We start from the raw sequence: 26,741 nt of genomic DNA on the forward strand, positions 1-26,741 counted from the left end.
GGCATAAGTGCGACTAAGCCTCATATGTCTTTGACAGTAGGCAAGTCTTCTTTATCGCGTCATGAGGAAAGTCTCGCTGGGTGCTATAGCTGAACGTGGCTGCTCTCGTATAAGAATCAGTCGATTTTATATTTCCTAACCAATAAGAAAAACCAGCCCCCTTTTCATAAGGGCTGGTTTTTCTTTGAAGCTACAAATTTTTATCTTACATGAACACTTAGCAGAGTTTCGGTTTTGTTCTAATTTATGATAACCGTAGTGCATTAGTAGCCTTCATAATTCCAGTGCTTTATATGCTATATAATTTTTCGGCTATCTAATTAGAACCAAGCACAACCGACAATAATCAAGAGAATGAACAAAACTACAATTAACGCAAAGCCTCCACCATAACCACCATAACCTTGACTCATAACGAACTTCCTCCTTTTTCTTCTTTCCAGAAATGTTTTGTGGTAACATTTATCTTACGCTAATAGCTTATGTTAAAAAAAAGTGTGTTGTATGGGCGCATATGCCAAACTATAAATAAATTTGTAACAAAAGAAAGTCAAAACACTTGCTGCGCTTGCCTTCAGGGTAGATCATGGTAAACTTAAACTTTCTATATTTTAATTGATACAGAAATATTGCAACGCTTCACCTGGGAATTATTAGTAAAAAGACTCAAATTGTACAAATGAAAGGAAGGAACTACTGTGAATCAAGCATACGAGGTAAAATTAGACGCATTTGAAGGTCCGCTTGATTTATTGCTGCATTTAATCAATCAGTATGAAATTGATATATACGACATTCCGATGGCACAGATAACGAAACAATACATGGAGTATATACATACCATGCAACAGCTTGAATTAAATATTGCAAGTGAATACCTAGTTATGGCCTCCACGTTAGTAGCGATTAAAAGTCAGATGCTACTGCCTAAACAAGAAATTATTGAAGATAATGATATGGAAGAATACGCAGAGGATCCGAGAGAAGAACTGATGCAACGACTGATCGAATATCGGAAATATAAAGAAGCTGCTGAACGGTTGAAGGAAAAGGAGGTAGAAGCAAATCAAATATTTACAAGACCACCAACTGTTTTCGATGAATTAACATTCGAAAAACAACCGGTAGTACAGGGAGATGTCTCCATTTATGATATGCTCGGTGCTCTGGGGAAAATGTTTGAACGTAAAAAGTGGAATAAACCACTAGATACTACTGTACAACGGATGGACATACCGATTGAGCAGCGGATGCAAGATGTGTTGACCAAAGTAAAGTCAACACAAGGTAAGGGGATTGAATTCGATCAGTTATTTCCCTATCCATCAAGAACTCATGTAGTCGTCACGTTTATTGCAATTTTAGAGCTTATGAAAGGTAAGGAAATCTATTGCAAACAAACGAAGCATTTCGATACATTGTATATATTTGCAGAAAATAAAGCATAAAGCTTTCTTTTCTGCTTCATTACATAGAAGGCATCGCTTAAGGATAAGCCCATGCCGAGTTTTCTAATATTTGGAGGAATAGATTGTGGAAATAGAAGAATTAAAAGCCGTTGTCGAAGGATTACTTTTTGCTAGTGGAGATGAAGGCATTACGATAAAGCAAGTGTGTAAGGTACTAGAAGTGTCAGAATCAGCAGTTGAACACATTCTTGAAGAACTGACATATGATTATGAACGTAAAGACCGTGGCTTAATGATTATGAAGTCGCATGAAGTACTTCATTTAACAACAAAGCCAGAGCATAGTAATTATTTCAAAAAATTACTTGAACTACCACAGACCAGCAGAATGTCACAAGCTGCTTTAGAAACATTGGCAATTATCGCCTATCAACAGCCAATAACAAGAACAGAAATTGACGAAATCAGGGGTGTTAAAAGTGATCGGCCAGTTCAAACACTGACGGCGAGATCGTTAATTGAGGAAGTAGGTCGTAAAGATAGTGTTGGACGGCCAATACTTTTTGGAACAAGCAAAGATTTTTTAACCTATTTTGGTTTAACTTCTCTTGGCGAACTTCCACCGCTGCCTGAACCATCCGAAGAGGATAATACAGACAGTAACGAAGCTGATTTATTTTTTGAGCGATTCAGTGATGAAATTGAGAATAATTTTAATGAATAAAAATTTGAGCCTTACATACTGGCATGTAAGGTTTTTTTGTTGTTCTTAAATCATCTAGCATAACAGCGTGTCCCGTGCATAAAATGTAAGGACATCTTTTTTGATAAATAGAAATAAAACTTTTTGATGTAAAAGTGCAGCGAATACTTTCACCTAAAAGCTTGCAATCCAAAGTATACATGTTATTAAAAAACAAAGAATGATCCTTTAACGAATGCTAAAGATTTCTAAGGAGGCATTAAACGATGCGATTTCTCATACTCATCCTTATTCTCTTAGTTGTGCAACTTGGTTTTCCAATTACAGGACAAGCAACCCCTGTTGTTTCTGCCAACAACGCCATCTTAATCGAACAATCCACAGGCAGGGTGCTTTATGAAAAGAAGGCACATGAAGAAGCGTCTATAGCAAGTATTACAAAAATAATGACCGCAATTATAGCAATTGAATCCGGGAAAATGGATGAGATGGCTACCGCCTCGAGAAGCGCAATTTATACAGAAGGATCATCCATTTATTTGGAGCAAGGTGAAGAAATGAAATTAGAAGACCTTGTTTATGGTTTGATGCTTAGGTCTGGTAATGACGCGGCAATAGCGATAGCTGAACATGTAGGGGGAAGTGAGGAAGGGTTTGTCTATATGATGAATGAAAAAGCTAAATGGCTAGGGATGACAAATACACATTTCGATAACCCTCATGGTCTTGATTCAGAAACCCATTATTCAACGGCATACGATATGGCAATACTTACGCGCTATGCGATGGAAAACAATACATTTCAAGAAATAAGCGGTTCGGAAAATTATATCTCTGAAAATAGATCATATAGCTGGAAAAATAAAAATCGTCTGCTTACACAGTTTTATGAATATTGTACAGGAGGGAAAACTGGATACACGAAGCAAACAGGTAGAACCTTAGTAACCACTGCTGAAAAAGACGGTATGAAGTTAATTGCAGTGACACTCGATGCACCAGATGATTGGAATGACCATATCTCGATGTTTGAGTGGGGATATGAAAATTATCAGATGGAACCACTTTCAGACGAAGGACCAATAAAATACAGGTTGAATGAAACAAATTTAACGGTAAACGGTTTTGTAGAGGACGAAGTATCCTATCCGTTATCTGTTGAAGAGATAGAAGTATTGACTTCGAGTACGTTTCTGCTTTCAAATTATTTGACGACAGATGAGGAGATTATTGGGAAAACTGTTTTTTACTTGGATGATGAACAATTGATGGAAACACATATTTTCCAAAATCGATTGGAGCCTAACGATCATGACTTCAAACAGACTTTTACGTCAATTTTAATACAAATAATTGGATTGAAGTAAAATGATCAATATAATTTGGGCGTGTATGGCAATTGTAGGTATTGTTTTCGCAATGTTTAATGGAACAATGGATGAAGTTAACAAAGCAATTTTTGAGAGCGCAAGCGAGGCAGTAACATTAGCCATTAGTCTAATAAGCATTCTTGTTTTTTGGCTAGGTATTATGAAAATTGCAGAAAATGCTGGGATTCTAAAAGGAATTGCAAAGGTATTTCGGCCGGTTATCGTAAAGCTGTTTCCTGAGATACCAAAAGATCACCCGGCAATCGGCTATATCGTATCGAATATTACAGCTAATCTCTTTGGTTTAGGCAATGCTGCAACACCACTTGGAATTAAAGCGATGGAGGAAATGAAAAAATTAAGTGGATCAGAAACTGCATCACGTTCAATGATTACTTTTCTCGCATTAAACACATCTGGTTTGACATTAGTTCCAACAACTGTAATTGCAATCCGTATGCAATATAATTCTGTATCCCCGACTGAAATTGTTGGTACTACGATTATTGCGAGTGGAGTTGCGGTTACCAGTGCTATTTTAATTGATCGTTTTTATCATTATAAAAGTACATGGAGGAAATAGTTATGGAGATCATCACGCTTGTAAGCACCTGGCTTATCCCAACCTTTTTACTCGTCGTATTGTCCGTTGCAGTAATCAAAAGAGTTCCCGCATACGAATTATTTGTAGAAGGAGGTAAGGAAGGTGTCAAAATGGCATTTTCTTTGCTTCCTTTTTTAGTAGGTATGATTGTATCTATTGCGATACTTCGTAGTTCGGGAGCATTGGAAGCTTTTATTAACAGCATTACCCCATTGCTGCAGATGGTTGGTATACCAGCTGATATCATGCCACTTGCATTAGTGAGGCCAATTTCTGGCACAGCTGCATTGGGCATGACAACCGAATTGATCGCTACACATGGACCTGATTCGTTTATTGGCCGGTTAGCCTCAACAATGCAAGGAAGTACAGATACTACGCTCTATATATTAACAGTCTATTTTGGAGCAGTTGGAATAAGGAAAATGCGCTATGCTTTAAAAGTTGGGCTGCTGGCGGACCTAATTGCTATACTTTCAACCATCATTATTGTTAAAATAGTATTCGGGTAACTAAAACTAGCGTTAATGCCATATTAACGCTATTATTGTGTAGAAAATAAAGTAGAAGTATGGTGATAGAATGGCAAATCAAAGTGAACGACTACAAAAAGTAATTGCACAAAGCGGCATAACCTCTAGAAGAAAAGCAGAACAGCTTATTATAGATGGGAAAGTCCGTGTAAATGGACAGACTGTAACAGAGCTTGGCACAAAAGTAACAAGTGATGATGAAGTTGAGGTGAACGGTGTCCCACTGGAAAAAGAATCACATGTATACTACATGCTATACAAACCAAGAGGAGTTATTTCCAGCTTGAAGGATGACAAAAATAGGAAAGTTGTAATTGATTTAATGGAGGAAGTGACAGAAAGAGTTTTTCCAATTGGCAGATTGGACTACGATACGTCAGGCATCCTGCTATTAACAAATGATGGGGAATTTGCTAATCTTTTAATGCATCCGAAGCATGAAATAGACAAGGTCTACGTCGCTAAAATTAAAGGGGTTCCTGATAAAAAAGAGCTCGGTAAGCTAAGAAAAGGGATTAAAGCAGATAAAGATATTTTAAAAGCAGTGAACTATACGATTTTATCTACGGATAAGAAAAAAAACACAATGGTGCTTGAATTAACCTTGCATGAAGGGAAAAATCGTCATATTAGAAGAATGATGGAGCAGTTAGGCTACCCTGTCATGAAATTAAAAAGAGAAAAATATGGTATGCTTACGTTGGATGGATTGAAACCAGGAGATTATCGCCCTCTGACACCGAAAGAAATAAAACAAATCAGGAACCAAGCTTCCAAAATTGTTAAAGAATAGTCAAATTTCATACTATATTTCGATGATATAATACGGTGTGGGAGTGATAATTTTGAGTTTGGATCAAATGAAGAGTAATAAACAAAAGAAAAAAAGAAACCGGTTCATTTTTAGAACAGCGATTCTTGCCGTTTTAGTAGCGGCGGTAGTTTTTGCACTCGTATCCCACTTAAAAGAAGATAACGGGGGATATAAGGTTGGAGATAAAGCACCAGACTTTAAGTTGCAGCAAATTAGTCAGAATCATGATGCAGAGGCAATTCAACTTAGTGATCTGGAAGGGAAAGGTGTCATGCTTAATTTCTGGGCAACATGGTGTAAGCCGTGTAAAGAGGAAATGCCCTATATGCAAGAGCTTTATCCTGAATATAAAGATAAAGGAATTGAAATCGTAGCGGTAAGTTTGGATGGAACAGAGCTTGTAGTTGATCGATTTATAGATGATTATGGCTTAACATTCCCAATCCTTCATGATAAAACAAGTGAAGTGAGGGATCTATATAAAGTCGTACCATTACCAAGCACTTTCTTTATCAACCCTGATGGAGAAATCCAAGAAGTCGTTAATGGAGCACTTAGCTTAGAAAGTCTTGAAGGGTATTTACAGGAAATACAGCCGTAAACAAATTGAGCATGAAAGCTATTGTGAGGGATTTAAATGAATAAAGTTAAATGTGAGTGTGGGCATGTTAACCCCGAAGGAACGGTTTTATGTGAAGCCTGTGGCAAGCCTATTGAAGGCAACCAGCACATAGATGGAAATGAAGGAAATAAATTACTGAATATGCGCTACGATGGAACTGCCCGTCGCTCACAAACCTACAACAAATCCATTATTGATAAAATATGGAGTTTCTTTTCTTCCGTTAAAGTGGGGGTTTGGCTAATTGTCATCGCACTAGTGGCGTCAATGGTCGGAACCATCTTTCCACAGGAAATTTACATACCAGCAGATGCAGTGTCTCGAGATCCTGCTATTTTCTATGAAGATCGATATGGCATTTTAGGATTAATTTACTATCAGTTGGGCTTTCATAATTTATACAGTTCATGGTGGTATATGGTATTAATTGCACTCATTGGTATTTCGCTTGTTATTTGTAGTCTGGATCGCTTTGTACCGTTGTATAAAGCGTTAAAAAGGCAGAAGGCAAAGCGCCATGAAACATTTTTAAATAGACAGCGCTTATACAGTGAGTCAGAACAAGTCATTCCAGATGATATTGAGACAGTTAAAGAGAACTTAAAAAAACAGCGTTATAAAATTACAGACGAGAATGGGCATATCCTTGCCGAAAAAGGCAGGTTTTCGAGATGGGGTCCATATGTTAATCATATTGGGTTAATCATAATTTTAATTGCAGCTATACTACGGACTACTCCGTTAATGCATACAGAAGAATATGTTTGGGTTCGAGAAGGACAGCAGATCGTTCTTCCTGGAACGAATGGAGAATACTATATCGAAAACAAAGAATTTATCATGGAAGTTCATGACGAAAATGATGAACGATTTGCACAAGCTATTCAGCAGGAAGGTGTAGTACCAAGTAATTTCCAGACAGATATTGTAATTTATCAAGAAACTAACGCTTCGGTACCAGGTGCTGAACCTGAACTTGAGCCAATATTGGAAGAATCAATTCAAATGAATAAACCAGCTAAATTTGATCGATATACACTGTATCAATCTGGATACCAGGTAAATGAATTTACAAATATGACCTTTAAAGTTCATGAAACAGATGATCCAGAAGAATCTTCATTAGGTTCTTTTACGATAGACTTAACAAATCCTGACTCTATATATGAATTGGATAGCGGGTTCCGCGTTCAAGTTGATCAGTATTATCCAGATTACATATTAGATAATGGAATTCCAACTTCGGAAACAAATTTTCCTAGAAATCCAGCTTTCGTCTTATCCGTATACCCTCCGGAAAGTGACACACCTGAAATCAGCTTTATCGGAATCGGGAAAAATATTGACGCTACTGGAGAAAACGAATACAAGGTAGGTATTGAAGATTTTGAATTACATGATGTTAGTGGTTTGACACTACGTGTTGATTTCACGTTGCCGTTCTTTATATTAGGGGCCGCAATATTCATGATCGGAGTTATCCAAGGGATGTACTGGCAACATCGTAGAATTTGGATTCATCCAAAAGAAAATGGCATCTTACTTGCAGCTCATACAAATAAAAACTGGTTTGGTATTAAAAAAGATATTGAGAAATCAATTGAAAATACACCAATTACGATGGCCCGAGACCAGCAGGAATTAGACGAATAGCATGCTATTGGGATATACCGAAGATGGGTAACTTTTTAAGACGAACAATGCACAAACTTAGCGAAGGAGATATACGTTGAATCCTGTAGGAGGAAAGGCATTAGGTGAGACACCAAATTGCGCGAGCATTTGAGCTCACCAGTCCACACCGGGGGCACCATGTATGTCTTCCGAAGCGGGTATTTGCACCAAGTCTCTACTGTTTTAGGATGAGGAGGAATTTTAATGGATTTACTTAATCTAAGTAGCACAATGCTTTATACAGCATTTATTTTATATTTGGTTGCTACACTTTTCTTTGGGGCAACAATTAGACAGGATAAGTCGGAAAGAAGAAAGAAGAGAAAATCCGGAACCATTGGTATTACCATAACGATTATCGGTTTTACTGCGCAGCTTGTCTATCTGATAACAAGATGGATTGCAAGTGGACATGCCCCGGTTAGTAATATGTTCGAATTTATGACATTTCTAGGTATGTCCATGGTTTTAGCTTTTATTATTCTTTATTTTTATTACAAGTTAAGCTTTCTTGGGTTGTTTGCACTCCCAATTGCAATGATCATTATTGCATATGCGAGCATGTTTCCAACTGATATTTCACCATTGGTACCATCGTTACAAAGTCATTGGTTATATATTCATGTAACGACTGTAGCTTTAGGACAAGGAATTTTATTCATTAGTTTTGCAGCAGGAATCATGTATCTAATTAGGCAAGTCGATCAGTCTAGTTTGAATAAAGGTAGCTTATGGCTTGAAATCGTGATGTACGTTATGTTCTTATTTATTGGTTTTATCGTGATCACCACTTCTTTTAACATAATGGATTATCATGCTGAATTTGAATATACAGAAGCTGGTAATGTGACGACAACAGATTATCATTTGCCAGCTATTGCTGGTCCAAATGAGGGAGCATTATTAACAGAAGGTGTTATGGAACCGTGGTTTGAAACTCCAACATGGATGCAAGGCGCAGACGCCGGAAGAAAATTCAATTCGGTCATTTGGTCATTTATTACTGGTACAATTTTATATGGACTCGTACGATTAATTATTCGTAAACGAGTTGGAGCAAAACTTCAGCCGCTTCTAAAAAATGTAAAACCGGATTTATTAGATGAAATCATGTATCGTTCCGTTGCCATTGGTTTCCCAGTATTCACACTTGGCGGTCTTATCTTTGCAGCGATTTGGGCACAAATTGCTTGGGGAAGATTCTGGGGATGGGATCCAAAAGAGGTATGGGCACTTGTAACATGGTTCTTCTATGCAGCTTTTCTTCACCTTCGTTTATCAAGGGGCTGGCATGGTGAGAAATCCGCTTGGTTAGCAGTAGGTGGTTTTGCAATTATTATGTTTAACCTAATTGTTGTTAATCTCGTATTAGCAGGCCTACATTCGTATGCTTAGATGTGAAAACAAAAGCGCGGGGCGCCCTGCAGGCTGAAAATGCGACGTCCTGTGCGTCGTAGTGACGTACGGAGGAAAGAAGTCTCTCTAGTAGTTGGGCGGTAAAGCTGGACGTGTCTGTTAACAAACGGGGTATCATTAGGATACCTCGTTTTTTTATACATTTACTTAGGATTGGTTTATACTAGATACAGTGTAAAGCATAGGGGGAAGTTAAAATGGATGATAATATTAAGATATTAGTTGTTGATGATGAGGAAAGAATTCGTAGACTCATCCGTATGTATTTAGAACGTGAAGATTATATTGTTGAAGAAGCAGAAAATGGAAAAGAAGCCTTAGATAAGGCATTAAATAATGATTATAATGTCATCTTATTGGATATCATGATGCCTGAAATGGATGGTATCGAAACATGTCAAGAGCTGAGAAAAGAAAAAGACACACCTGTTATTATCTTAACCGCTAAAGGAGAAGAAGCAAATCGTGTGCAAGGATTTGAAGTTGGGGCAGACGATTATATTGTAAAACCATTTAGCCCTAGAGAAGCTGTTTTACGAGTAAAGGCATTATTACGAAGAGTGACTGCCGCCTCTTTTCATGAAGCTGATACAGCTTCAAAAAATATATTAGTATTTCCGCATATTACAATTGATCATGATGCCCATCGTGTTTCAGCAGATGGTGAAGAAGTTAGTCTAACGCCAAAAGAATATGAACTGCTATGTTTCTTAGCAAAATCACCAGATAAAGTATTTAATCGAGAACATTTATTGAAGGAAGTATGGCAGTATGAATTCTTCGGTGATTTAAGAACAGTCGATACGCATGTGAAAAGACTTCGTGAAAAACTAAGCAGTGTATCCAAACCAGCCGCTAAAATGATTGTAACTGTCTGGGGTGTTGGTTATAAATTTGAAGTTGATGATGTATAATGTTTTGGCGTAGTGTAGTTGGTAAGCTATCATTAACGATTCTATTACTTGTTGCATTTGTTTTATTTATCTTGTCATTCTTCCTGATGGAGTTCTTTGAAAATTTCCATATACTTGAAGCGGAAGATGATATGTTGCAAACAGCTACAAAAATCTCCTCACTCGTTGAAAGGGGAGAAGATAGAGAATTTATCGAGGAAATGACAGAACTATTAAAAGATCCGTCTAGTCGAATTGTGATTGCGTATAATCAAGATGAACTTTGGACATCCACAAGTAATGATGGTGATTTATTGGAAACCGATGATCATTGGATTGAAGAAAGCGAAGAATTTTCACAAGTACTTCATAACCGTCGGGAAATACAGAAACAAATTATTCAGCCCGATGAGAATAATGAAATTATGATTGTTGGTTCACCAATTGAATCAGGTGGAGCGGTCTTTGTTTATCAATCGTTGGATGTGATTTATCAAACAAAAGCACAAACCTCAAAGTTAATTCTCCTTAGTGCAGGAATTGCGATTATGTTGACTACTTTTTTTGCAGTATTTTTATCAACAAGGATTACTTCTCCACTAATAAAAATGCGAGAAGCGGCATACAACCTTACTAGAGGAGAATTTAATACGAAGGTTCCTGTTTTGACACATGATGAAATCGGTGAACTTGCAACAGAGTTCAATCGCATGGGAAGACAGCTTAAATTTCATATTAATGCTCTAAGACAGGAAAAAGAACAGCTTTCAAGTATTGTTAGTTCGATGGCAGATGGTGTGGTAACATTAAATCGAAATGGCGACATTCTTGTCATGAATCCGCCAGCCAAAAAATATATTGAAAACTGGTATTTTGAAAATGACATTGCAGATGAGCAAAACCGGAAACTTCCAAGTGAACTTAATGAGGCGCTTCAAGAAGTTTTTGAAAGCGAACAGGCAGTGCTTCGGGAAATCAGCCTGCAAGGTAGAATTTATGTTATGTTAATGACACCTTTGTACGACCAATCCTATATTAGGGGCGCTGTAGCGGTTATCCGTGACATGACAGAAGAGAGACGCTTAGATAAGCTGCGTAAAGATTTTATTGCCAATGTTTCACATGAATTACGTACACCAATCTCTATGCTCCAAGGTTATAGTGAGGCAATTGTAGATGATATTGCGGATACAAAAGAAGCTAAAAATGAACTTGCGCAAATTATTCACGAGGAATCTTTAAGAATGGGGCGACTAGTAAATGAACTTCTTGATCTAGCTAGAATGGAGGCTGGACAAATACAGTTAAATTTAGAAAAAACAGCAATTGAGTCCTATGCAAAACGTGTTGTTAATAAATTTAAAAGTTTAGCAATAGATAACGGAATTGAGCTGTCTTTATCATTGGATATCGATTTCCCGGAAGCCATATTTGATCCTGATCGTATTGAACAGGTTTTTACGAATCTAATTGATAATGCGTTACGCCATACTTCAGAAGGCGGTAAAGTCCATGTTACAATAGCTAATCGTGAAAATGAGCTTTATGTAGAAATTGAAGATAGTGGTAGCGGTATTCCAGAAGAAGATTTACCATTTGTTTTTGAACGTTTTTATAAAGCGGACAAATCAAGAGTTCGTAATAAGGAGAAGAAAGGCACCGGTCTTGGTCTATCGATTGTAAAGCATCTTATTGATGCACATCATGGTGTGATTCTTGTTAAAAGTAAGTTGAATCAGGGCACAGCTTTCAGCTTCAGACTCCCGCAGAATAAACAAAATCACTAGAACTTTTCTATTCTAACGTCATATGCTATGATAATTTTGAACTGGAATGAAAAATTATATACATTGAATTTTGGTATTCTAAGAGAACATCAGGGTATTATTTCTTAGATTAGGGAAACCAGTGGAAATCTGGCACTGTCCTCGCAACTGTAATTGATACGAAATAAGCAATACCACCGTAGTAATTACGGGAAGGGCTTAAAGTAGGTTTGAATCTTAAGTCAGTAGACCTGCCAAATTCAATTTGTTTTTCTCAATGCTTCGAGGTATGAGTGATTGAGACATTCGAATACATATAGCTTTTTGTCTATAATTATTTGTTTGTCTAAAAATCCAGCTCGTCTTTGTGAACTGGATTTTTTTGTTCCCGAATATTTCCAGTTAGATACTTATAAAGATGGGGAGGAATTAAGTTGAAAAAATGGATTTTTCAGTTTGCGGTCATTGTAATGTCAGTTGGATTGCTGTTTGGTTGTTCTTCAGATGAGAATACAAACCAAAATACGTCTGTAAGTACGAATAACTCTTCACAATCTGAAGAAGTTGCAGAAGACTCTGTACGGATTACCATTTCTATTAATGAAGGGGAAGAATATGTAACAGAGGAAGTGATTCAGATAGAAGAAGGTGATATTCTGATGGATGTTATGGAGGAAAACTTCTACATCGAAACAGCGCATGACGGTCAGTATATTACAAGCATTGAACGAGTTGCTGCTAGCGATGAAGAGAAAACTGCATGGATGTTCTTCGTAAATGATGAAATGGCAACAGTTGGTGCAAGTGACTATGAGTTATCGCCTGGAGATGTCGTTGTTTTTGATCTACAACCCTGGGAATAAGTAAATGAGCACATACAAACTTACAATCCTTGCATTATTAGCTGCTTTGGCAGTAGGTGGAAGATATATCTTTCAATTTATTCCAAACGTACAGCCGGTAACAGCGATCATTATCATTTGTGGTATTATACTTGGTCCAACATCCGCTCTTCTTTTAGCAATTTTAACTACATTTCTTTCTAACATGCTTTTAGGCATGGGATTATGGACCTTGTGGCAGATTGTTTCCTGGGGTATTATTGGGATAATGAGCGGACTATTGGGTAAAATGCTAAAACGAGTTCCATTTCTTATCATTGTGCTTTTGGCTATATTCAGTGGTTACTTCTATGGCTTTATCATATCACTAACTACATACCAGGTTACAGGGAAATTTTGGCCATATTATATTGCAGGACTCCCTTTTGATACAAGCCATGCAATTGGTAATGCGGTATTTATTGTACTTTTGTATCCGATTATCTCCTTTTTATTTACAAGATATGCATATAATAGGTTTGATGTAAAAAATACCGACTGATATTCAGTTGGTATTTTTTCTTCATTTACATTATAGTTTAGATGAAACCTTTTTATATTTATAACGACTATATAACTGAACGGGAGGGTCTTTATGAAGGCCGTTTTCGATAAATTTTATGATACCTACCATCAAGACCTTTTCCAGTATATTTTCTATATGGTGAAAGATAAAGAAACAACAGAGGATTTGGTTCAAGAGGTTTATATAAAAGTATTAAAATCATATGCTAATTTCAAGGGTGAAAGTAGTGAGAAAACATGGCTTTTCTCAATTGCGCGTCACGTTACATATGATTATTTCCGTTCATTAAAAAGGAAGAGAGATAGAATATTTGAGTTTTTTGATTGGAATGATAAAGGAGATGTAATTCCTGATCAAAGCAAGCTACCAGATGAGATTGCTGAAGAAAACGATCAAATCAAACAGGTATATACATACTTAAACTACTGTACACTTGACCAACGGAATGTAATAATACTGCGTTATTTGCAATCATTTTCTATTCAAGAAACTGCTGAAATACTTAATTTTACCGTCAGTAAGGTGAAAACGACTCAGCACCGTGCATTAAAAGCATTAAAAAAAGCAATGCTTGAGAACATCAACGGAGGAGGGGATGCTAATGCGACACAATGAAGAATATGATAAAATTATCGCTAGTTTAAAGCAGCTACCTGTAGTTAAGGATAAGATGGATAAATCCGATTTATACAGTCGCATCTCCCCAAAACTGAAAGATAGCCAGAACGTAAAATCAAAGAGAAAGGTAAAAGTGGTGCCTATTCTGGCAACTGCGATGGTTGCTGTACTTCTGGCTATCATTCCATTTATACTCAATAATTCTTCAACTCAACAGGCAGATTATTCCATGAATCTTGATGTTGCAAATACGTATGATTATATGGAAGAGTCAGGAAAAACGGAGAGTAGTAATGAGCAAGAAGCCCATTCAGGCGGGATAGCAGATGATAGTCAAGAAGAGTCTGCTGAGACACGGGTGGCAATGGATGAAGCACCAATGCAAAGCCATATTATTTCTGCTGATGAAGCTGGTACATTTGTATATGGTGCTGTAGCGGATGCACAGAATCAGTACGTTATTCCGATTACTTTTATTGTGGAGGACTCTGTAAATGTTGCTGCATTCTATAATCAATTGGCAACATATATCCATGAGGATTCGTGGAATACGGCTGAATATTTACTTGAAGGCGCCTCATTTGAACTAAATGAGGCGGATAAAGAGGTATTTATTGAGCTTGAAAATGGATTTACCCTTGAAGAAGGCTCTACAAATGCTTATATATTTGAACAGATGCTTGCTACGATGTTTACACCACTTGGTATTGAAAAAGCTGTTTTTAAAAATGGAGCTGACTTAGGGTCCATAGGTTCTATAAAGGAAATGGTCTTGTATCAAGATGAGGCATTATATAAACTTTATAATAATGAGTTTCTAATCCCGGTACCTACCTCGAAAGAGCTGTCAATTGAAGAGGCTATTGCTGAAATGAGTCAAAATAAGCCTGAGTTTAATGTTAGTCGAACTATACCAGACGATGTTCAATTGGAAGTACAATCAAGTGGCAGCTTATTGGAATTAACATTTGCTGATGAGCAAGTGCTTCTTGACAATCAGGATATTTTAACAATGGTCGAAGCCATTTTAATGACTGCAAAAAGCTTTGGGTTTGAAGAAGTACAATTTCAGAATTCGCCTCTGCAACAAGTTAGTGAATATAATCTATCCAAGCCTATAAGTGTTCCAAGTGCAGCTAATCCTGTCGATTTAAGAGATGAATAAGCAAAAAATTAAAAAAAGTGTTTTTGAAATTATATTTTTCAAAAGCACTTTTTCCATGTATACTAGTAACAACAATTACCCAATTATGATAGCATTGTTAGGATAAAACTTGAGTTTATGTTTGACTATACCTCAACGGATTACCGTGAAACGGATGTTCTGCAATTTTAATTGAATCAGTTGGACATCCTTCATATGCATCGAATAAATCTTCCTCACAGCTTTCTGGAATTATAGAGGTACCTGTATTTTCATCGATGAGAACATAAGAAAGTCCTTCGTCATCATAGGTGAAAATCCTGGGAGCAGCTGCACCACATGCACCACAGGCTATACATGTTTCTTTGTCTACAATGGTGTACTTCACTTTATATTTACCTCCTGAAATCAAAAGCCTTAATCCTATTCTAAAACTGATTGCTATTCATTTCAATACCCGGTTTGTATGCATCTTTTAAAAAGGGGGCAGTCATTCTTGTTTTTTGAAAGTATTATTTTAAAATGCCTTTTCCAGCTAAATGGAGAAAGGACCATATCCAGCGTGTTTCATTTATTAAATGGAAGTAAATCGATTCAAACGATTCAAGACGTGCATAATTATCAGCTTAACATGTTTTATGGTGTTTATCGCCATTTAAACAGGAACCCGTTCAATCAAAGTGTATCTTTTTTGTTAAAAAATGAATATATACATGCTTCTGAAGGTGAAGTGAACACTTTTCAATTAACAGAAAAAGCATTACCATTTCTTGCTCAGTCCGAGCAGCAATTTCCATTCGAGTATTTCAATGGATTACGATACAATGAAACTGCAGACGTGTTTTATTTACGTTTACTGCTACTCATCCAAACATTAACCAATACAAAAATGAAATTTTATCATTTTATCCCGATAACTGACCAGCCTTCCGTTGAACAATGGGTTAAACAAATTTATAGGAAATTAAAAACCAATGAGACACATGCATTGCAAGGGATTTATCAAGAACTGTACCAGTTGTTAGAAATATTTCCAAATAACTTTGCCTCATTATTTGTAGATCGATTAACAGGATATAAAACTTATGGTAAGAGCTTGAACCAATTAGCAGAATTAAATATGCTGTCAATTGCAGATGTGAATCTTATACTGACAGGCATTATCCATAAAATAATTGCCATAATCGAAGAAAAACGAAAAGAGTTCCCTGTTCTTTCCTTCTTATTAGGTGACTTAACAGAGAAGATCCCGATTACAAATTCTACTAATCAAACCTATCAATTGTTACAAAAGAAGTATACGCTCGATCAAATAGCGCTGATGAGAAATTTAAAAATCAATACAATCCATGATCATATTGTAGAAATTGCTTTATATGATCCATTATTCTCCTTAGATCAATACATAACAAAGGAAAGGCAACAACAAATTATCAATGTAGTCAATCGGAGAAGTACGTTTAAATTAAGAGATATTAAGAATGCTGTCCATGATGACATTAGCTACTTTGAAATTCGACTTGTATTGGCGGCAACGAAAAATAAAAGCACTGGAAGATGATATTATTGAAATAAGGTGATAGTATGCAACAACACACGCTTAACTTAGAAGAAGCATTACAACAATATTTTCAATATGATGCTTTTCGAATTGGCCAAAAAGAAATAATCCAAGATATACTGGCAGGCAAGGATGTACTTGGAATTTTGCCCACAGGATCAGGAAAATCCATTTGTTATCAGTTACCAGCCAGAATCCTGAAAGGGGTGACGATAGTCGTTTCTCCTTTAATTTCCTTGATGATTGATCAAGTAAAGCAGTTAAAGGCCGCTAATTTTAAGGAAGTTGTTGCTCTTAATAGCTTTATGACACCAAGGGAAAGGCGAAATGTTTTTCAAAATCTTATTAATTATAAATTGATATATGTTTCACCAGAGTTGTTACAGCAGCAAGAACTAATAAGAAAGCTGAAAGAAATACATGTGGGTTTGTTTGTAATTGATGAAGCACATTGTATTTCACAATGGGGGCATGAATTCAGACCAGATTATTTAAAACTTTCCGCAACGATTAAAGAGCTAGGTAATCCAACTGTACTTGCATTAAGTGCAACAGCAACCCCAGAAGTTCAATCTGATATAATGAATGCCCTAGAAAAGCGCCAAATGATCAAGCGAATTTATCCAATGGACAGGGAAAATATAGCATTTATTCTAGAGGAAGTTGCAAATGACCAAGAAAAAATTGACAGACTTATTTCCATATTTAACATGTATCAAGTACCGGCGCTGATTTATTTTACAAGTCGTGCCACAGCAGAAAATATTGCGAGCATTTTGACGCAACGACTTGCAAATAGGGAAGTTGCTTTTTATCATGGTGGTATGGAACAGGTAGATCGCATCAGTATCCAGCAACAATTTATGAATGATCAATTAGACATCATTTGTTGTACGAGTGCGTTTGGAATGGGGATTAATAAAAGTAATATTCGTTTAATCATCCACTTTCATATTCCATTACAACTTGAAGCTTATATTCAAGAAGTAGGAAGAGCAGGAAGGGATGGTAAATCCAGTGTAGGTATATTGCTGTTTTCGCCGAGGGATGCGATCATTCCAAATCATATTATTCAAAATGAACTTCCAGATGAAACGGATTTGAAAAATGTATTCAATTATTTATATACAATCTGCCACACGGAAAGGGAAATTCCAGCAGATGAACAAATCCAAGAACATTTACAATTAAATGAAATTCATTGGAAATTTTTTAAGTATCAGATAGAAAAACATGGTATGATAAACAATAATTATATTATCTATCATGAGAACAATTGGAAAATAGCCTACCATTCCATTGAGCAAGTGATTAAAGAGAGAATGCAATATAAAGAAGACAAACTACATGAGGTATTAAGTTGGGTGCAATGTGAAAGTTGCTTGCGAAAAGACCTTTATCAATCCTTTCAGTCAACTTTTCGAAAACCAATGGAACAATGCTGTAGTAATTGTGGGTTTTTATGGAATGAATGGCATCCAGAAAATACAAAAAAAATAATAGAGCGGCATGAAGACTGGAGAGAACGCCTTAAAGATCTGCTGTTAGTTGGAGAAACTTATGAAACAAGCTGAAATAATCAAGCAATTATCCGATGCAGAATTAAGGAAACAGCTATTTTTATCACAGGGCATATTCATATGCATCAGTATCGGGTTGAGCTTTTTTCTTTTTGATCGTTTTTCGGACTGGCTGTTTTATTTTAACTGGAATTTTCGTGAAATTTTGATTTACGGAGTTCTTTCGGGTTTTTTCGTAGTTCTCATTGACCTCGTTCTATTATGGATTACTCCAAAACAATTTTTAGATGATGGCGGAATTAATGAAAGAGTATTTTATAATCAATCCATTCCATTTATTTTAATAATATCACTCGTTGTTGCTATTTCAGAGGAGTTATTGTTTCGAGGGGTCATCCAAACAGTATTTGGTTATATCGTAGCTAGTATGGTATTTGCACTTGTCCATTTTCGATATTTGAAAAAGCCGGTTTTATTTATTTCGGTAGTTGGTATTAGTTTTTTGATTGGATATCTATTTGAGATTACTGGAAACTTACTTGTGACAATTACGATGCATTTTATTATAGACTTTCTATTAGGTTTAGTGATTCGCTTTAAAAAGTGAGGTGCTTTACAGTGAATGTAAAATCAGAAGAACCAAAGGATCAAGCAGACGAACTTCGTCAATTATTTCAAGAAATTGAAGATGGACAGTCCACTGAGCAACATGTAGGAAATAAGAATTCTGAGCAGGAAAGTGAAGCAAAGCGAGACATTGATATTTTAAACCTCCCGCCCAGAAAGGAAATTCATTCAAAGGATAGTCGAACAAGCCTTAAATTAAGCGGGCCGCTTATTCGATTATTGTTTGTGATTTTTATTTTAATTGTTGGACTAGCTGGTGCATACTACATATGGGGAAACGAGCTTTGGGTACTAATTCAAAATCTGTCATAATGTTGTGGATAGATATGGTATATAGCACACAGAATGGTCAAATGACTTTTCCAGTATAAGAAGCCAAGGAAAAAGTTATCATCTTGCATAATTCGAATCATACTAATAGTAAAAGTAACGCTATGGAAAGGTCCACACCATTTGTATTTTATATTTTTGTAAGCAAAACTTCTACATTTAAATAGAATTAAGAAATTGTGCTGTACTGTTCAACAAATGACGAAGTTGCATATAATAAATGAAGTGCTTTCCATTATAATTCGTAGTTATGATGAAATTAGAAAACCATTTAAAAAGCGCCTAAATGAGGGGGATGCAGTATGCGTATTGAACGTTTATCAAATGACCAATTTACGATTTTTTTAACGTTTGATGATTTGATTGAACGAGGTTTTACAAAAGACGACCTCTGGCATGATGCATCGAGCGTCCGCAGCCTTTTCAGTGATATGATGTATGAAGCGAGTTCAGAATTAGGTATTGAGCTTGAAGGAATATTACTCGTACAGGTTCATTTAATGCAGGCACAAGGAATGCATATATTCGTCACGCAACAAGAGGAAGATATGTATTGGGATGATGATTTCATAGAAATGAAAGTAACGCTTGATGAAAGCAAGGAATTAATTTTTTCCTTTGAGGAATTTGAATCGGTTATCCAGGTCACGTCCTATTTATCACCATTAGCGATTGAAGGTGGTAAGGTATATCATATGGATGAACGATATTATATGATCTTAGATGAAGATGATTTATCCGATGTAAATAAAGAGGATATTATAGGAATTATGTCGGAGTATTCAAACCCAAGCATTGTGACATCCTATCGCTTACATGAATATGGCAAAATTATTTTCGATTCACAAGCAGTCAAGAATATCATCAAGTTATTTTATTAACACAACATTGTAGAGAAATAGTGGATGTCAAGGGAGTGCAGATAATGAAGATAGCAGTATTATATGGTGGTGTTTCAGGTGAGCGTGAAGTTTCGCTTTCATCAGGAAAAGGAATCATAGCAGCCTTAGAAAAAAACGGACATGAAGTTATTGGAATTGATTTTAATCCGAATCAATTGCAGGATATTATACAATTAGATGTAGATTTGGTATTTATTGGACTCCATGGGAAATATGGGGAAGATGGAAGAATTCAGGGACTATTGGATATGCTAGGTATACCTTATGTTGGTTCAGGGGTTCTTGCTTCTGCCTTAGCGATGGATAAAGCAAAAGCAAAACAAATTTTTAATATGAACCATATTCCACAAGCTAAAAGCGAAGTTTACAGGCTTTCTAAGTCGAATCAAGTTGAACAGATTGGTAACGAAATAAAGACAGCTTTTACACCACCATTTGTTATAAAACCGAATAAAGAAGGCTCTACGCTTGGATTAACAATTGTTACAGATACCAGCCAAATTGAGGAAGCACTAACAAATGCTCAAGCAAGTGACGATGCGATTCTAGTAGAAGAGTTCATTGCTGGTAGAGAGTTAACAGTGGCCGTAATGGGAGCAGGCGGGAATGAATTCGCCTTACCAATTATCGAAATAATTCCGAAAAATGCTTTCTATGACTATGAATCAAAATATGCACCGGGCGGGAGCGAGCACATTGTTCCAGCAATTATAGATGAAGCAACAGCAGAACAGATTAAAACATACGCAGTTCTAGCCCATCAATCGTTAGGCTGTGAAACTTACTCAAGAGTAGACTTTATTTTAAATAAAGAAAATGTGCCAATGATTCTGGAAGTAAACACATTACCAGGTATGACGCCAACTAGTTTGTTTCCTGATGCAGCGAAATCGATTGGAATTGAATATCATGAAATGATCGAGAAATTTGTAGAACTAACCATGCATTCTAGACAGGTATAACGAATTAAAAAATGAAACCTATTTTTATTGCATATTTAAATTGAACGTGTATACTAAACTCTGAGTGGGCTATATAAAACTTTTATATATATTGTAGGAGGTAAGTTCATGGTAGCCGAAAAAGCAGCAGATTCTATCAAAGAAAACCAAGAAAATACAGATGTTTTAAGTTCAACACGAACTGTTGTAAAAACTGCATTAGAAAAATTAGGTTACCCGGAGGAGGTTTTTGAGTTACTTAAAGAACCTCTGCGTATGATGACGGTTCGCATCCCAGTACGTATGGATGATGGATCGGTTAGAGTATTTACCGGATATCGTGCACAACACAACGATGCAGTAGGTCCGACAAAAGGCGGAATTCGTTTTCATCCAGATGTAACGGAATCAGAAGTAAAGGCTCTTTCTATTTGGATGAGCTTGAAAGCTGGAATTGTTGATCTACCTTATGGAGGAGCAAAAGGTGGAATTATTTGTGATCCACGAGAGATGTCCTTCCGCGAATTAGAAGCGTTAAGTCGTGGTTATGTTCGTGCAGTAAGTCAAATAGTGGGCCCTACAAAAGACATCCCTGCGCCAGACGTATTTACAAATTCTCAGATTATGGCTTGGATGATGGATGAATATAGTAAAATAGACGAATTCAATAGTCCCGGCTTTATTACGGGAAAACCAATTGTTCTAGGTGGTTCACATGGCAGAGAATCTGCTACTGCAAAAGGTGTTACGATTGTATTGAATGAAGCAGCGAAGAAAAAAGGTATTGAGTTAAAAGGAGCAAGGGTAGTCGTTCAAGGATTTGGAAACGCTGGAAGCTTCCTTTCCAAGTTTTTGCATGATGCAGGTGCAAAAGTTGTTGGTATTTCAGATGCATACGGCGCGCTGCATGATCCGGATGGACTAGATATTGATTATCTCTTAGATCGAAGAGATAGTTTTGGAACCGTAACCAAGCTATTTAACAATACAATTTCAAATAAAGAATTATTTGAGTTGGATTGTGATATTATTGTTCCTGCGGCTGTAGAAAATCAAATTACACAGGACAATGCACATAATATTAAGGCAAGCATTGTGGTAGAGGCTGCCAATGGTCCAACAACAATGGAAGCTACTAAAATTTTAACAGAACGGGGCATTCTTCTAGTCCCGGACGTATTAGCATCTGCTGGTGGGGTTACCGTATCATACTTTGAGTGGGTTCAAAATAATCAAGGATATTATTGGTCAGAGGAAGAAATCGATAAAAAGCTTCATGAAATTATGATTAGATCTTTTAATTCTATATATAACACAGCTGAAACAAGACGTGTGGATATGCGTTTAGCAGCGTATATGGTGGGTGTACGAAAGATGGCCGAAGCATCTAGATTCCGTGGTTGGGTTTAATGAAGCCGTTTAGCTGTATTGTACCAATTGATTTAATCCATATGTGAAATAAAAAACTCTTATCGGATAAGAGTTTTTTATTTTAGTGGCAGAATACGCACTAAACTGCCATTCGTTCAAAAGTTTATCATTACTAAATTTTGAAGTTTAAAAGTTATTTCAACAATAAAGGAAGTGCCTTATATGCAAATGGAAAAAGTAATTATTATTGGTGGAGGCCCGTGTGGTATGTCATGTGCTATTGAATTGCAACGATACGGAATTAATCCATTAATTATTGAAAAAGGTAATGTAGTAAACACCATTTATAATTTCCCTACGCATCAAACCTTTTTCAGTTCTAGTGAGAAGTTAGAAATTGGTGATATGCCGTTTATAACGGAAATGAAAAAACCTGTTAGAAATCAGGCATTGGCCTATTATCGTGAAGTTGCGAAGCGGAAACAGATTCGTATGCATACATATGAAAAAGTGAAGGAAGTAAAAAAGGATAACGATATATTTCGTGTGATGACGGAAAAGGTTGATGGACAAGAAACGACCTATCAGGCAGAAAAGGTCATTATTGCGACTGGCTATTATGATCAACCTAATTATCTTCATATTCCTGGAGAAAATTTGAAAAAAGTAATGCATTATTTTAAAGAGGCACATCCTTTCTTTAATAAAGATGTTGTTGTCATTGGAGGGAAAAATTCTGCTGTTGATGCGACATTGGAACTGCATAAAGCCGGAGCTAATGTAACAGTTCTTTATCGTGGAGGTGAGTATTCAAACAGTATTAAGCCTTGGATCCTTCCAGAGTTTGATTCGCTCGTTAAGAAAGGGATTGTAAAAATGGTTTTCCATTCACAGGTTACAAAAATTACGGAGGATGCAGTTTATTTTGAAGCTGATGGAGAAATAAATGTAATTAAAAATGATTTTGTATTTGCCATGATTGGCTATCAGCCTGATATTTCATTTCTAAATGCAAGTGGAGTAGAGGTTGATGCATCGAACGGGAAACCGAACTATAGTTCAGCAACATACGAAACAAACGTAAAAGGGATGTATGTAGCAGGCGTTGTGGCTGCTGGTTACAACAACAACGAAATATTCATTGAAAATGGGCGGTTTCATGGTCAGGAAATTGCCAGGTCAATCATAGAAGAAGCTGGGGCATAACAAAAGTGTTTAATGTTAAAGACGAACGATGCATAAGCTTAGCGCAGGAAATATACGTAGACTCCAGCGGGAGGTAAGGCATAGGTGAGACACCGTAGTGCGATAGCACAAGGGGACTCACCAGCCGCCTTTGGGTGCGCGAATTATATTTCGGGAGCGAGTTATTTGCATTAATCATGTTCGGTTTTTATTTCATAAAAGTACTTTTGTCTCAGTCTCACTATAACTTAAAAAAAGAAATAGTGGGTAAAGTCACCCGTCGATGACCTTACCCACTAATCTTAGTATGTTTTTTAGGTTATAAGGATTACTATAAAGTTACTGTGGACAGATTAGGTTCTTTAACAGCTCCATCCCAGCTAGCGATCTTGGTCAGCTTCGACTCCTTACGGTCCAAGAGTATTGACTTGATCGTCTCCATAAGAATGTGTGAGCAGTGGTACACGCGGCGGGCGCAACTCGTACGTCGCTAACCGAATGTGTCTGCTTTTGTGCTCTATAGCGTTTCAAATAGTTCTTTTAGATGGTTATAATTAGATGTCTTTTCTAGAGCAATTAATAAACGAATCCTCGCTTTTGGACCAGATAACCCCCTAGCAAAAATGACTCCTAACTGTTTCAGCTGCTTGCCTCCACCGTCATAGCCATATGTCGGTTGGACAACACCTTGGTAGCATCTAGATACTAGTACTACAGGTATATTGTCTTCAATCAGTTGTTGGATTGGTTTAATTGTATCCTTTGGTAAATTGCCTTGCCCAAGACCTTCAATCACGAGACCATCCGGTTTTGCGAGCCGAATTGATTGCAAAAATTGTTCATCCATACCAGCAAAGGCTTTCAGCAGAAATACCTTCTTCGATATTGTTTGAATGGGCTGTACTCGGCGAGTGCGGATTCTTCGATGAAAAAGTATAGAATCCTTTGTAATTAAGCCAATTGGTCCAAATTGCGGACTTTGGAAGGTTGCTACGTTACTAGTTGATGTCTTTGTTACGTTTTTAGCAGCATGGATTTCATCATTCATCACAACTAATACACCTTGACGTACTGCATCTTCATCGCTGGCAACGCGAATGGAGCTAATTAGATTGTACAATGCATCAGAGCCGATTTCGTTGCTCGAACGCATCGCTCCTGTTACGATAACGGGCTTGTCAATTTCCAATACAACGTCTAGAAAATAAGCTGTTTCTTCTAATGTGTCCGTGCCGTGCGTTACAACAATACCATCATAGTTAGGAATGAATTCAATAATTTTCTTTGCCAATTCTAGCATGTGAACTGGCGTGATTTGAGGGGAGGGTAACTCAAAAACAATTTTCTCATCAATTGTTGCGTAATGTCCTAATTGACTACCTAATGCACTTAATGGATGGATGTCTGCTGTATTTACTTCACCCGTCTCTTTATCTTCCAGCATGGAAATCGTCCCACCAGTATGAATAATGAGTATATTTTTCATGAAAATCACCTGTTCTTTAATTTCTATTTTCATTTACATGACTTAATGATACGATAAAAGTAATGTAATTGGAAAGAGGTAAACTATTATGATTGCAATTTTATCAGCTGGAATTGCACCGATTGTTGCATTAATGTCATTCATTTATTTAAAAGATCGTATTACGGAACCAATCCCTTTAATTATTCGAATGTTTATACTGGGGGCTTTATTGGTGTTTCCAATTATGTTTATCCAATATGCTTTTGCAGCTGAAGGGATAAATAGTAATCGAATCATTGAATCTTTTTTTCAGATTGCTTTTTTTGAAGAATTTTTTAAGTGGTTTATTTTTATGTTTGCTATCTATCACCATCCTGAATTTGATGACCATTATGACGGTATCGTTTATGCTGGATCTATTAGTATGGGGTTTGCATCTGTCGAGAATGTTCTCTACCTAGTAACAAATGGGATTGAGTACGCATTTTTACGTGCATTTTTCCCTGTGTCTTCCCATGCATTGTTCGGTATTATTATGGGTTACTATTTTGGAAAGGCCAAGATGAATGAACAAAAGCAGAAACTAAATTTAGGATTAGCATTTATTATTCCGTTTACGTTACATGGAATCTATAACTATATATTAACGAGCTTGGTTAGCTATTGGATGTACTTCTTAATCCCATTCATGGTCGTGTTGTGGGTTATTGCTTTGCATCGTATGAAAATAGCGAACAAAACACCACTTCAAATGGAACATCATAAACAGGTTATTCAAAAAGTCCGGTGAAAAAGAACAGAGGTCCTTCGACTAAGTACCCACACGTCCTGTGTCGAACGTTGAAGTCACCACATCCTTTTAAGCCCGTTACGGAGAGCTTTTCTGCCTCGAACTTCTCAGTCCTTTTCATTCATCATAAAGAAAATTACCTCCTGTAAATCTGTGGATTTGCAGGAGGTTTTTTATTTAAATGGCCAAAGATGAATAAAAAGGCTAATTACTCAAAAAATAGGTATTGCAATCCAATAGAACTAACGGGAGGAAAAAGTATGGTCAATCGAAAAGCAGTCTTTTTACTCATGATTATGATTATATCACTAATTGGACTGCAGCCAGATTCAACTACAAAAACTGTAAATGCTTTTAGCTCACAAGTCATACAGCATGGAGCGGTAGGGGATGACGTTATTGAATTACAATCCCGGTTGCAATACCTTGGTTTCTACAATGGTAAAATTGATGGTGTATTTGGCTGGGGTACGTATTGGGCACTTCGCAACTTTCAATATGAATTTGGTATGGAAGTGGATGGGTTAGCTGGTCAGACTACTAAAGATAAGCTTGTTCAAGCTAGTAACTATGATGAGGGGTTTGTAAAAGAAAATATTAATCAAGGGAAGGACTTTTCCCATTATGGTGGTGGCGATCGTAATGCACAGCAGCAACAAGGGCAAGGTGATCAATCCGGATCAAATGTAACGGCTGTGAATGTGCCTCAGGGATATTCACAAAATGATATTCAATTGATGGCGAATGCTGTATATGGCGAAGCACGAGGAGAGCCATATGAAGGTCAAGTGGCAGTTGCTGCCGTAATTCTAAATAGAGTAGAAAGTTCGACTTTCCCAAATACTGTATCAGGTGTTATTTTTGAACCGAGAGCTTTTACAGCAGTTGCGGATGGTCAGATTTGGCTAACACCAAACGAGACTGCAAGACAAGCTGTTCTTGATGCAATAAATGGGTGGGATCCTTCAGGAAATGCTACTTACTATTTTAATCCGGATACCGCAACATCAGGATGGATTTGGACAAGACCTCAAATCAAGAAAATTGGTAAACATATATTCTGTAATTAGAAA

The 26,741-nt window shown here is 36.7% G+C and carries 28 protein-coding genes and 1 riboswitch; of the genes, 25 read left to right on the top strand and 3 right to left on the bottom strand.

Annotation, left to right across the window (positions count from 1 at the left end; genetic code table 11):
• Positions 1 to 320 precede the first annotated feature (320 nt).
• A complete protein-coding gene (locus tag NYE61_RS01720; protein ID WP_095308906.1) occupies positions 321 to 413 on the bottom strand; it encodes a YjcZ family sporulation protein in 93 nt (30 codons plus the stop codon).
• Positions 414 to 698: 285 nt separating this feature from the next.
• Between NYE61_RS01720 and NYE61_RS01725 the strand changes: the two genes are divergently transcribed.
• The 15 genes from NYE61_RS01725 (at position 699) to NYE61_RS01795 (ending at position 14,994) form a co-directional block, all read left to right on the top strand.
• Positions 699 to 1,448 carry a segregation/condensation protein A gene (locus NYE61_RS01725; RefSeq protein WP_303449692.1) on the top strand — a complete coding sequence of 250 codons (750 nt, stop codon included), beginning with the start codon at positions 699 to 701 and terminating at the stop codon, positions 1,446 to 1,448.
• Between the two features lie 85 nt (positions 1,449 to 1,533).
• Entirely contained in the window at positions 1,534 to 2,133 is a 600-nt protein-coding gene (gene scpB / locus NYE61_RS01730) for an SMC-Scp complex subunit ScpB (protein WP_095308908.1), read from the top strand.
• A gap of 245 nt (positions 2,134 to 2,378) precedes the next feature.
• Positions 2,379 to 3,479 (top strand): D-alanyl-D-alanine carboxypeptidase family protein, encoded by a 1,101-nt coding sequence (locus NYE61_RS01735; RefSeq protein WP_303449689.1) that lies wholly within the window; start codon positions 2,379 to 2,381, stop codon positions 3,477 to 3,479.
• 1 nt (position 3,480) lies between these two features.
• The gene (locus tag NYE61_RS01740) at positions 3,481 to 4,065 is read left to right on the top strand and encodes a nucleoside recognition domain-containing protein (RefSeq protein ID WP_095308913.1); all 585 of its coding nucleotides are present in this window, start codon (positions 3,481 to 3,483) and stop codon (positions 4,063 to 4,065) included.
• Between the two features lie 2 nt (positions 4,066 to 4,067).
• On the top strand, positions 4,068 to 4,598 hold the full coding sequence (locus tag NYE61_RS01745; protein ID WP_095308914.1) for a spore maturation protein: 531 nt from the start codon (positions 4,068 to 4,070) through the stop codon (positions 4,596 to 4,598).
• 70 nt (positions 4,599 to 4,668) lie between these two features.
• Positions 4,669 to 5,412 (top strand): pseudouridine synthase, encoded by a 744-nt coding sequence (locus tag NYE61_RS01750; protein ID WP_118889601.1) that lies wholly within the window; start codon positions 4,669 to 4,671, stop codon positions 5,410 to 5,412.
• Positions 5,413 to 5,464: 52 nt separating this feature from the next.
• Complete coding sequence (gene resA, locus NYE61_RS01755; RefSeq protein ID WP_095308917.1) at positions 5,465 to 6,034, top strand: thiol-disulfide oxidoreductase ResA; 570 nt, start codon at positions 5,465 to 5,467, stop codon at positions 6,032 to 6,034.
• A gap of 36 nt (positions 6,035 to 6,070) precedes the next feature.
• Positions 6,071 to 7,708, top strand: a complete 1,638-nt coding sequence (locus tag NYE61_RS01760) for a cytochrome c biogenesis protein ResB (protein WP_303449155.1) — start codon at positions 6,071 to 6,073, stop codon at positions 7,706 to 7,708.
• 225 nt (positions 7,709 to 7,933) lie between these two features.
• Complete coding sequence (ccsB, locus tag NYE61_RS01765; RefSeq protein ID WP_095308919.1) at positions 7,934 to 9,124, top strand: c-type cytochrome biogenesis protein CcsB; 1,191 nt, start codon at positions 7,934 to 7,936, stop codon at positions 9,122 to 9,124.
• Positions 9,125 to 9,342: 218 nt separating this feature from the next.
• Positions 9,343 to 10,059, top strand: a complete 717-nt coding sequence (locus NYE61_RS01770; RefSeq protein ID WP_095308920.1) for a response regulator transcription factor — start codon at positions 9,343 to 9,345, stop codon at positions 10,057 to 10,059.
• Entirely contained in the window at positions 10,059 to 11,825 is a 1,767-nt protein-coding gene (locus tag NYE61_RS01775) for an ATP-binding protein (RefSeq protein WP_303449160.1), read from the top strand. Before NYE61_RS01770 ends, NYE61_RS01775 begins: the two co-directional genes overlap by 1 nt.
• Positions 11,826 to 11,879: 54 nt before the next feature.
• Positions 11,880 to 12,078, top strand: a riboswitch (cobalamin riboswitch).
• Between the two features lie 160 nt (positions 12,079 to 12,238).
• Positions 12,239 to 12,667 carry a DUF4430 domain-containing protein gene (locus tag NYE61_RS01780; protein WP_240033787.1) on the top strand — a complete coding sequence of 143 codons (429 nt, stop codon included), beginning with the start codon at positions 12,239 to 12,241 and terminating at the stop codon, positions 12,665 to 12,667.
• Between the two features lie 4 nt (positions 12,668 to 12,671).
• Positions 12,672 to 13,187, top strand: coding sequence for an ECF transporter S component (locus NYE61_RS01785; RefSeq protein ID WP_095308923.1), 516 nt, complete (start codon positions 12,672 to 12,674; stop codon positions 13,185 to 13,187).
• Between the two features lie 93 nt (positions 13,188 to 13,280).
• On the top strand, positions 13,281 to 13,826 hold the full coding sequence (locus tag NYE61_RS01790) for an RNA polymerase sigma factor SigX (RefSeq protein WP_303449164.1): 546 nt from the start codon (positions 13,281 to 13,283) through the stop codon (positions 13,824 to 13,826).
• Entirely contained in the window at positions 13,813 to 14,994 is a 1,182-nt protein-coding gene (locus NYE61_RS01795) for a hypothetical protein (RefSeq protein ID WP_339316702.1), read from the top strand. Before NYE61_RS01790 ends, NYE61_RS01795 begins: the two co-directional genes overlap by 14 nt.
• 115 nt (positions 14,995 to 15,109) lie before the next feature.
• Here the strand turns inward: NYE61_RS01795 and NYE61_RS01800 are convergent, their stop codons facing one another.
• Positions 15,110 to 15,361 carry a ferredoxin gene (locus NYE61_RS01800; RefSeq protein WP_303449168.1) on the bottom strand — a complete coding sequence of 84 codons (252 nt, stop codon included), beginning with the start codon at positions 15,359 to 15,361 and terminating at the stop codon, positions 15,110 to 15,112.
• A 108-nt stretch (positions 15,362 to 15,469) separates the two neighbouring features.
• Here NYE61_RS01800 and NYE61_RS01805 point away from each other — a divergent pair, with 108 nt between their 5' ends.
• The 8 genes from NYE61_RS01805 to NYE61_RS01840 all read left to right on the top strand — a co-directional run bounded on the left by NYE61_RS01805 (position 15,470) and on the right by NYE61_RS01840 (position 23,431).
• Complete coding sequence (locus NYE61_RS01805; RefSeq protein ID WP_339316704.1) at positions 15,470 to 16,534, top strand: helix-turn-helix domain-containing protein; 1,065 nt, start codon at positions 15,470 to 15,472, stop codon at positions 16,532 to 16,534.
• Between the two features lie 23 nt (positions 16,535 to 16,557).
• Positions 16,558 to 18,108: an ATP-dependent DNA helicase RecQ gene (locus tag NYE61_RS01810; RefSeq protein ID WP_095308929.1), complete on the top strand. Its 1,551-nt coding sequence runs from the start codon at positions 16,558 to 16,560 to the stop codon at positions 18,106 to 18,108.
• Positions 18,095 to 18,661, top strand: a complete 567-nt coding sequence (locus NYE61_RS01815) for a CPBP family intramembrane glutamic endopeptidase (RefSeq protein WP_303449172.1) — start codon at positions 18,095 to 18,097, stop codon at positions 18,659 to 18,661. The genes NYE61_RS01810 and NYE61_RS01815 overlap by 14 nt, the downstream gene beginning before the upstream one ends.
• An 11-nt stretch (positions 18,662 to 18,672) precedes the next feature.
• Positions 18,673 to 18,993, top strand: a complete 321-nt coding sequence (locus NYE61_RS01820; RefSeq protein ID WP_303449174.1) for a hypothetical protein — start codon at positions 18,673 to 18,675, stop codon at positions 18,991 to 18,993.
• Between the two features lie 320 nt (positions 18,994 to 19,313).
• Positions 19,314 to 19,892 (top strand): genetic competence negative regulator, encoded by a 579-nt coding sequence (locus tag NYE61_RS01825; protein ID WP_095308932.1) that lies wholly within the window; start codon positions 19,314 to 19,316, stop codon positions 19,890 to 19,892.
• Positions 19,893 to 19,936: 44 nt separating this feature from the next.
• Positions 19,937 to 20,875 (top strand): D-alanine--D-alanine ligase, encoded by a 939-nt coding sequence (locus tag NYE61_RS01830; RefSeq protein WP_095308933.1) that lies wholly within the window; start codon positions 19,937 to 19,939, stop codon positions 20,873 to 20,875.
• 108 nt (positions 20,876 to 20,983) lie between these two features.
• Positions 20,984 to 22,264 (top strand): Glu/Leu/Phe/Val dehydrogenase, encoded by a 1,281-nt coding sequence (locus tag NYE61_RS01835; RefSeq protein ID WP_095308935.1) that lies wholly within the window; start codon positions 20,984 to 20,986, stop codon positions 22,262 to 22,264.
• 183 nt (positions 22,265 to 22,447) lie between these two features.
• Complete coding sequence (locus tag NYE61_RS01840) at positions 22,448 to 23,431, top strand: YpdA family putative bacillithiol disulfide reductase (RefSeq protein WP_118889602.1); 984 nt, start codon at positions 22,448 to 22,450, stop codon at positions 23,429 to 23,431.
• A 496-nt stretch (positions 23,432 to 23,927) separates the two neighbouring features.
• Here NYE61_RS01840 and NYE61_RS01845 read toward each other — a convergent pair whose 3' ends face one another.
• Positions 23,928 to 24,896, bottom strand: coding sequence for an asparaginase (locus NYE61_RS01845; protein ID WP_303449179.1), 969 nt, complete (start codon positions 24,894 to 24,896; stop codon positions 23,928 to 23,930).
• Positions 24,897 to 24,984: 88 nt separating this feature from the next.
• On the opposite strand from NYE61_RS01845, the gene prsW reads away from it, so the two are divergent.
• Both prsW and sleB read left to right on the top strand, forming a co-directional pair.
• Positions 24,985 to 25,668 carry a glutamic-type intramembrane protease PrsW gene (gene prsW, locus NYE61_RS01850; protein ID WP_095308938.1) on the top strand — a complete coding sequence of 228 codons (684 nt, stop codon included), beginning with the start codon at positions 24,985 to 24,987 and terminating at the stop codon, positions 25,666 to 25,668.
• A 260-nt stretch (positions 25,669 to 25,928) separates the two neighbouring features.
• A complete protein-coding gene (sleB, locus tag NYE61_RS01855; protein ID WP_095308939.1) occupies positions 25,929 to 26,738 on the top strand; it encodes a spore cortex-lytic enzyme in 810 nt (269 codons plus the stop codon).
• Positions 26,739 to 26,741 lie beyond the last annotated feature (3 nt).

The sequence above is a fragment of the Oceanobacillus sp. FSL W7-1304 genome (assembly GCF_037969805.1).
GTDB classification, from domain to species: Bacteria; Bacillota; Bacilli; order Bacillales; family Amphibacillaceae; genus Oceanobacillus; species Oceanobacillus profundus.

Excerpts from the sequence above, each read along its gene's own strand:
- NYE61_RS01720 (WP_095308906.1), bottom strand. The coding sequence starts at position 413 with ATGAGTCAAGGTTATGGTGGTTATGGTGGAGGCTTTGCGTTAATTGTA.
- NYE61_RS01735 (WP_303449689.1), top strand. The coding sequence starts at position 2,379 with ATGCGATTTCTCATACTCATCCTTATTCTCTTAGTTGTGCAACTTGGT.
- NYE61_RS01740 (WP_095308913.1), top strand. The coding sequence starts at position 3,481 with ATGATCAATATAATTTGGGCGTGTATGGCAATTGTAGGTATTGTTTTC.
- NYE61_RS01745 (WP_095308914.1), top strand. The coding sequence starts at position 4,068 with ATGGAGATCATCACGCTTGTAAGCACCTGGCTTATCCCAACCTTTTTA.
- NYE61_RS01750 (WP_118889601.1), top strand. The coding sequence starts at position 4,669 with ATGGCAAATCAAAGTGAACGACTACAAAAAGTAATTGCACAAAGCGGC.
- NYE61_RS01760 (WP_303449155.1), top strand. The coding sequence starts at position 6,071 with ATGAATAAAGTTAAATGTGAGTGTGGGCATGTTAACCCCGAAGGAACG.
- ccsB (WP_095308919.1), top strand. The coding sequence starts at position 7,934 with ATGGATTTACTTAATCTAAGTAGCACAATGCTTTATACAGCATTTATT.
- NYE61_RS01770 (WP_095308920.1), top strand. The coding sequence starts at position 9,343 with ATGGATGATAATATTAAGATATTAGTTGTTGATGATGAGGAAAGAATT.
- NYE61_RS01775 (WP_303449160.1), top strand. The coding sequence starts at position 10,059 with ATGTTTTGGCGTAGTGTAGTTGGTAAGCTATCATTAACGATTCTATTA.
- NYE61_RS01785 (WP_095308923.1), top strand. The coding sequence starts at position 12,672 with ATGAGCACATACAAACTTACAATCCTTGCATTATTAGCTGCTTTGGCA.
- NYE61_RS01790 (WP_303449164.1), top strand. The coding sequence starts at position 13,281 with ATGAAGGCCGTTTTCGATAAATTTTATGATACCTACCATCAAGACCTT.
- NYE61_RS01795 (WP_339316702.1), top strand. The coding sequence starts at position 13,813 with ATGCGACACAATGAAGAATATGATAAAATTATCGCTAGTTTAAAGCAG.
- NYE61_RS01810 (WP_095308929.1), top strand. The coding sequence starts at position 16,558 with ATGCAACAACACACGCTTAACTTAGAAGAAGCATTACAACAATATTTT.
- NYE61_RS01815 (WP_303449172.1), top strand. The coding sequence starts at position 18,095 with ATGAAACAAGCTGAAATAATCAAGCAATTATCCGATGCAGAATTAAGG.
- NYE61_RS01825 (WP_095308932.1), top strand. The coding sequence starts at position 19,314 with ATGCGTATTGAACGTTTATCAAATGACCAATTTACGATTTTTTTAACG.
- NYE61_RS01830 (WP_095308933.1), top strand. The coding sequence starts at position 19,937 with ATGAAGATAGCAGTATTATATGGTGGTGTTTCAGGTGAGCGTGAAGTT.
- NYE61_RS01835 (WP_095308935.1), top strand. The coding sequence starts at position 20,984 with ATGGTAGCCGAAAAAGCAGCAGATTCTATCAAAGAAAACCAAGAAAAT.
- NYE61_RS01840 (WP_118889602.1), top strand. The coding sequence starts at position 22,448 with ATGCAAATGGAAAAAGTAATTATTATTGGTGGAGGCCCGTGTGGTATG.
- NYE61_RS01845 (WP_303449179.1), bottom strand. The coding sequence starts at position 24,896 with ATGAAAAATATACTCATTATTCATACTGGTGGGACGATTTCCATGCTG.
- prsW (WP_095308938.1), top strand. The coding sequence starts at position 24,985 with ATGATTGCAATTTTATCAGCTGGAATTGCACCGATTGTTGCATTAATG.
- sleB (WP_095308939.1), top strand. The coding sequence starts at position 25,929 with ATGGTCAATCGAAAAGCAGTCTTTTTACTCATGATTATGATTATATCA.